The following is a 6527-nucleotide window of genomic DNA, read 5'->3' as shown; positions in this document are numbered from 1 at the left end:
GCTGGCAAACACGGTGTAGGTCGTATCGACATTACTGAAAACCGTTTAGTGGGCATGAAGTCTCGTGGTTGTTACGAAACACCAGGCGGTACTGTAATGTTTGCTGGTCTTCGTGCCATTGAAGAATTGGTACTAGACAAAACTAGCCGTACTTGGCGCGAGCAAATTGCTGGCCAAATGTCGCACCTAGTGTACGACGGTCGTTGGTTTACGCCTTTATGTAAATCGCTTATTGCAGCATCAGAATCATTAGCAGAATCGGTTAACGGCGATGTAGTGATTAAGCTGTATAAAGGCCAGGCGACAGCTGTTAAAAAGCGTTCACCAAACAGCTTGTATTCAGAATCATTCGCCACCTTTGGTGAAGATGATGTGTACGACCAAAAACATGCTGAAGGCTTTATCCGTTTATATTCTTTAGCGAGCCGTATTCGAGCGCTAAATACTAAATAGATTTTACGCCAACGATATAAAGGCGCTGTAAAGCGCCTTTCTTATAATGACTTTTGGCAAACAGAGAGTCATTACAAGAAAGAGAATATGACTTACAGCTATATTATTAAACACCCAGTTCTTAAAACAGTTTTCAAAACAGAGGATACCGACATGGCGTTATGGGGCGGAAGATTTCAGGGCGAAACCAGTGCACTTTTTAAGTTATTTAATGACTCATTGCCAGTGGATTACCGCTTATTTGAACAAGACGTTGTCGGCTCTATCGCATGGGCAGACGCCATTGCTAGCGTAGGCATTATTACTGCTAAAGAATGTATCGATTTAAAAGCGGCTTTAAATGAATTGCTGGTGGAAGTGGGTAATGATCCACAAGCTATTATCAGCAACGGCGCCGAAGATATACACAGTTTTGTTGAACAAAAGCTGATTGCCAAAGTGGGCGATTTAGGTAAAAAACTCCACACGGGCCGTTCGCGTAACGACCAAGTCGCCACAGATTTAAAATTGTGGTGCAAAAAAGAAGGTGCAGCATTACTTGCGCGCCTAGGTACATTACATGCAGAGTTAATTGCATTAGCCGAGCGTGAAGTCGATGCCGTTATGCCAGGTTACACCCATTTACAGCGTGCACAGCCAGTAACATTTGGCCATTGGGCGCTAGCTTATGTTGAAATGTATGAGCGTGATATTAGTCGCCTACAAGATGCATTAAGCCGTGCCGACTCATGTCCGCTAGGTTCAGGCGCACTAGCAGGTACAGCTTACCCAATTGATCGCCACGCGTTAGCGGCGGCATTAAACTTTGCTCGCCCAACCTTAAACAGCTTAGACAGTGTGTCGGATCGCGACCATGTGGTTGAATTATGCAGCGCAGCGTCAATCAGCATGATGCATTTAAGCCGCATGGCTGAAGATTTAATTTTCTTCAATTCTGGCGAAGCTAATTTTATCTCACTAGCCGATGAAGTCACTTCTGGCTCATCACTGATGCCGCAAAAGAAAAACCCCGATGCCTTAGAGCTTATTCGTGGTAAAACCGGCCGTGTTTATGGCAGCTTAATGGGTATTTTAACTACCATGAAAGCCTTGCCATTGGCTTACAACAAAGACATGCAAGAAGATAAAGAAGGCTTGTTTGATGTGGTCGACAGCTGGGCTATTTGCTTAGACATGGCTGCATTAGTATTGTCGGGCTTAAAAGTTAACCGTCCACAAGCCTTGGTAGCAGCTCAACAAGGTTATGCTAACGCCACTGAACTTGCTGATTATCTTGTGGCTAAAGGCATGCCGTTCCGTGAAGCACATCATGTAGTGGGCGAGGTGGTGGTATTTGCCATTGGTGAGCAAAAGCCGATTGAAGACTTAAGCGTGGCTGAGCTACAAAAATTTGCCAATGTGATTAGCGATGATGTGTATCCAAACCTTACGATTGAAGCGTGTTTAGAAAAACGTGATGTATTAGGAGGCACTGCCATTAATCAAGTGCAAGCAGCCATCGCGGCTAAAAAAGCATAACTATAAAAGCATCGCTACTATAAGTGTCAATTTTGAGAGCATCGAAATAGGCATTAGCAACAAGCCCTGTTGATATTCATTGGCGGGGCTTGTTTGTTTTCGTCACTAACTTTCCATAGGTCGATCACACTATGGAACAGTCATTTATTTAACCATGCTGCGTATACAAAGGTTGTGGTTATGGTCATTTTTATCGCTTCTGATGGATTCTCTATTTAGGCAAAAGTACCTCTTGTTCCCACCATTCTAGTTATCGATATCACTCATCGATATCACTCAAAGATAGTACTGATAAGATAGCTATTCCAACACACGGTTAATTTTTTTTTACAAGTTTGAGTAATTACTTAAAACATCTGTGTCAAATACCATAACGTCGCATTTGAGTTGTTATTGCCTAATGCTAAATACTGGAATGCTAGCCTGTTTAAATTGTTATCTGTTAATTCAAACAATAGGTCTATTTTACGATAAATAGGCCGAATTTTTGTGGTTGCATTGTTTTGATTCTGCTCTATGTTGATGTTGGAGTTGTAATAAAAAATCCAATATGAGTAACAAAATAATAAAGTTCTGTTAACAGTGCTGTTGGCGCTGCAGCAGATAAAATAAGAGGACAACCCAATGACAAAATCGATACTTTTACTGTTGGCAGGCTTATTAACTGGCGCAGCTCAAGCAGCCGTTGGTAGCTACCCAGTAGTGTTAGTGCATGGCTTTCAACCGGATGATTTACAGAGTAAACCGACAGGCACGCAGGTAACTGACAATGGTTCAGAGTACTGGGCGCAATATTGGCGAGATCGTGCTGATGCACGCATTGATTGGCCATCGCAAGAGCGTATTGCCAATAAAATAACCAGTCAGTATGTGTGGCCTAAATTGCAACAGTTGTCGCGTGAGGGGACATGTGCCAGCGGTTGTGTATTTGTGACCCATTCTACTGGCGATTTAGTGATGCGCTATATTATTGATAACCAAGCGCTATGGTTGCAAAACGCAGGTTTAAAGCCGCTTAATATTGTCGCCACATTTGACTTTTCTGGCGCGGGTGGTGGGGTTGAATTGGCTGATTTGGCGGTTAATGTCGCCAGTGGTTCAGGTTTGATTGATGCAACATTAAAACTGGCAGTGTCGTTATGGTTAGGAGAACTGCCGTCGTCATCCAATATTGGGGTATTGAATGATCTACGCGTAAATACTGCACGCCAATTAGCTGCGTTTCCTGAAAGCCGAGTACCTCGTTTACGTTTTGCTGGGGCAGGATCTGACTTTCTCGGTGTGACAGGGGCATTTTTACCCGGCGAAGATGATGGCGTTGTTGCCAGTCATTCTAGTTGTGGTGCAGCAGCCGTTGGCAGTTACGACAGTTGTTCGCGCAGTGTGGCATTTGATGGCAAGCTCACGTCTACTAATGGCCCAAGTGGATTTATGCCTTATCACTACCCAATGTTGATGAGTGAAGGCTATAGCCATGGCGACACTATTTTAAATAGCGCTAAAGATGATGTGACTTCTGCTAACAGTCGCGCCAGTTATCTCAATGGCGATAGCTTACAATTCAACACCTATGATGAAAAACGTGGCTGGTGGATATTTAGTTCACGTTATAGAGTGGTTAGTAATTCGAATAAAACCAGTATGTCAGCACTTGTGTATCAGGCAGCTAACTAAGCGTATATGAAATATAAAAAAATCGTCATAACGATAACCCTGCTAGCTACGGCAGTAGGGTTTTGGGTTTACACTTCTGAGTCGGCACTTGAGCCGACTCAGAGTGCGGCTGTTATTGAGCTAGATGATACTGCACCGAGTAAACCAAAAGTGGTAAAACCCATGCAAGCTAAATCGATGACCGTGATTGAAAAGCTTCCACAACCGATCAGCGACAGTTTTCAGCTTATGGCAGAGGCTTATGCTAGTGAGCTTGAGTTACCGTCTTACTCAATGCCATTATCGGCTGATGATTCGCACTTACTTAACCCAAATGCTTATATTACTCAACCAGTGCAGCTCCAAGATGGAGCCAGTGCCAGTATTGTATTAACTAAGTATCGTTTTAGTTTTCCTGAACCTGTGGTCATTAATCTTGAGGTGAATGGCTTACTTGTTGCTGGGGCAAGTGCAGCATTACACCGTGAGCTTGCAAGTGGATCTGAGCCATTAATTAGTGGAACCATGCTAGGTGCCGATGGCAAATGGGCGATACAACTGAATGCGGAAGAGGATTGGAATGGTCCAATGGAAGTCAGTGTTACTTTTAGCGCCAAGGGCAAAAAGCAAACATTAAAAACCGGCATAGAGTATAGCCATCCTACGGCAACAATAACCGGAGTGGGGGATATCCGCGCTGAAGGCAGCGATATGTTAATCCCGGTTAAATTGGATGTAGATCAAGCGGGTTATTATCGTTTACGGGCCAATCTATATACAGCAGATAAACAGCCGATTGCCTTGCTAACGGGTTCCGCCAAGCTGACTGAAGGCTCTGTGGTACTGGATCTTAAAGCCTATAAAGGAGTGTTAGCGCAATATAAAGGTCCTTATGTTCTGAGCACATTTGTATTAGAGCTCCGTCCTGCAGTACCCGGCGAGTTAACTCAGTATGGCCACAGTGAAGAGCCTGCCTATGAGCTAGGCGACTTTGCTGTTGAGTCGTTATCTGATGAACCATGGCAACCCGATGAACAAGAAATGCAGCGACTTGAGTTTTTGCAAGAAATGGCCGGAGACTAGGCTTTAGTTGTTGTAACTTACATGAGTTAAAAGCCCGCGTTAGTCAATAACGCGGGCTTTTTTTGTGCATAACTAACATCAAAGTTTCCATGTTTATAGCAATAATTCGTGTAAAAAATCAGGTCAGTCTCTTCGTTATTTGAATCGTTTCAATGTGTTTTTGTTAATCAGTTCTATACTAAAAATGGGTTCATTGTTTATTTAAGCAAGGACACTTTGATGATAATAAATTGAAATTGGGAGCTGATATGTTTTTAGATTATTTTGCGCTAGGGATTATATTTTTTGTCGTGATATTTATGTTTTACGGCATTATTGCGATTCATGATATCCCTTACGAGATTGCGAAAAAACGTAATCATCCACAGCAAGATGCATTGCATATTGCTGGTTGGGTAAGCTTATTTACGTTGCATGCTATTTGGCCATTTTTATGGATTTGGGCCACGTTATATCGTGAAGATAGAGGTTGGGGATTTAGTGACTCGAGAAAGCGAGAATTGATACTCGAGGGTGAAGTTAAAGAGCTAATGAATCATGTCACAGCGTTAACTGATCGTTTATCGCTATTAGAGCAACGTTCTGTTGTCACGACTCCTCCGGTTTCAGATGAACACTCACAAGAGGCATAAGCATGGACTTACTACTCATACTGACTTATACCGCATTTTGTATCGCCATTTTTAAAGTATTTAAAATTCCGTTAACAAAATGGACGGTGCCGACGGCGATTCTTGGCGGAATTGTGTTAATTGGTACTTTATTAATTTTAATGAATTATAACCATCCTTATTCACGGTTTGCTCGCGAGTATTTTGTCACTATTCCGATTGTACCCGCAGTTAAAGGATTGGTTATCGAAGTCAATGTTAAGCCGAACACACCGGTGAAAGAAGGTGAGGTGTTATTTAAAATTGACCCAATACCTTACCTCGCAATGGTTAAGCAAAAAAAAGCGGCTTTAAAAGAAGCAGAGCTGCAAGTCCCACAGCTTGAAGCAGCGTTTCAAATTGCTACTGCCAAAGTTGAACAAGCTACAGCAGATAAAGATCGTACTGAATCAGTCTATCGTCGCTATGAAGATGGTCGTAAAAAAGCGGGGCGTAATTCACCGTTTACTGAACTTGAACTCGATAATCGCCGCCAGTTATACATTGCTTCGTCAGCACAACTTGATGGAGCTTTAGCTGAAGAGCTGCGGACTCGTTTGGCATATGAGTCAAATATTGACGGTGTTAATACTAAAGTAGCAGGTCTACAAGCTGAACTCGCCAAGGCCGAGTATGACTTACAGCAAACCGTTGTCAGAGCGCCTGCTGATGGCGTTGTCACTCAGTTAGCGCTGCGAAAAGGTGTTATGGCCGTGCCTATACCTTTGCGCCCAGCTCTGACTTTTATTCCAGATGAGAGAAGATACTTTGCAGGTGCTTTTTGGCAAAACTCATTATTACGCCTTAAAGAAGGTGATGAAGCTGAAGTGATAATAGATGCCATGCCTGGACAGGTATTTAAAGGTAAAGTCGCCAAAATACTCCCTGCAATGGCAGAAGGTGAGATCCAATTTAGCGGTAATTTACAGTCATCAAGTAAGTTGTTTCAACGCGGACGAGTGTTGGTGTTGATTGAGCTAGAGGATGATGCAATAAGACAATCGTTACCCGCTGGCGTCGCTGGGCAAGTGGCTATTTATACCGATCATTTTAGCCATGTTGCGGTAATGCGAAAGGTATTGTTAAGAATGCAGGGCTGGTTAAATTATTTGTTTTCTGAAGGGCATTAACCTCGGTTTTATGAGCTCCAGGGTTTAAACATTTTTCTCA

Annotated in this window: 5 protein-coding genes and 1 pseudogene; all 6 read left to right on the top strand. The window is 42.9% G+C overall.

The genetic code is table 11. From position 1 onward, the window contains the following. Nucleotides 1-453 (top strand): annotated as a pseudogene (locus tag H5202_RS04340) (argininosuccinate synthase domain-containing protein); the annotation flags it as partial. Nucleotides 454-606: 153 nt separating this feature from the next. Further along, nucleotides 607-1971: an argininosuccinate lyase gene (argH, locus tag H5202_RS04335; RefSeq protein ID WP_162022035.1), complete on the top strand. Its 1365-nt coding sequence runs from the start codon at nucleotides 607-609 to the stop codon at nucleotides 1969-1971. A 624-nt stretch (nucleotides 1972-2595) separates the two neighbouring features. Then, nucleotides 2596-3645 carry a hypothetical protein gene (locus tag H5202_RS04330; RefSeq protein ID WP_182770969.1) on the top strand — a complete coding sequence of 350 codons (1050 nt, stop codon included), beginning with the start codon at nucleotides 2596-2598 and terminating at the stop codon, nucleotides 3643-3645. A gap of 6 nt (nucleotides 3646-3651) precedes the next feature. Continuing rightward, nucleotides 3652-4707, top strand: coding sequence for a hypothetical protein (locus H5202_RS04325; protein ID WP_182770968.1), 1056 nt, complete (start codon nucleotides 3652-3654; stop codon nucleotides 4705-4707). Between the two features lie 248 nt (nucleotides 4708-4955). Continuing rightward, nucleotides 4956-5339 carry a DUF3302 domain-containing protein gene (locus H5202_RS04320; protein WP_182770967.1) on the top strand — a complete coding sequence of 128 codons (384 nt, stop codon included), beginning with the start codon at nucleotides 4956-4958 and terminating at the stop codon, nucleotides 5337-5339. Between the two features lie 2 nt (nucleotides 5340-5341). After that, entirely contained in the window at nucleotides 5342-6487 is a 1146-nt protein-coding gene (locus H5202_RS04315; RefSeq protein WP_182770966.1) for an HlyD family secretion protein, read from the top strand. Nucleotides 6488-6527 lie beyond the last annotated feature (40 nt).

Origin of the sequence: Shewanella sp. SG41-4 (genome assembly GCF_014164505.1) — a bacterium.
GTDB lineage: Bacteria > Pseudomonadota > Gammaproteobacteria > Enterobacterales > Shewanellaceae > Shewanella.
This window is presented reverse-complemented; position numbering and strand designations above follow the sequence as displayed.

Excerpts from the sequence above, each read along its gene's own strand:
- argH (WP_162022035.1), top strand. The coding sequence starts at position 607 with ATGGCGTTATGGGGCGGAAGATTTCAGGGCGAAACCAGTGCACTTTTT.
- H5202_RS04330 (WP_182770969.1), top strand. The coding sequence starts at position 2,596 with ATGACAAAATCGATACTTTTACTGTTGGCAGGCTTATTAACTGGCGCA.
- H5202_RS04325 (WP_182770968.1), top strand. The coding sequence starts at position 3,652 with ATGAAATATAAAAAAATCGTCATAACGATAACCCTGCTAGCTACGGCA.
- H5202_RS04320 (WP_182770967.1), top strand. The coding sequence starts at position 4,956 with ATGTTTTTAGATTATTTTGCGCTAGGGATTATATTTTTTGTCGTGATA.
- H5202_RS04315 (WP_182770966.1), top strand. The coding sequence starts at position 5,342 with ATGGACTTACTACTCATACTGACTTATACCGCATTTTGTATCGCCATT.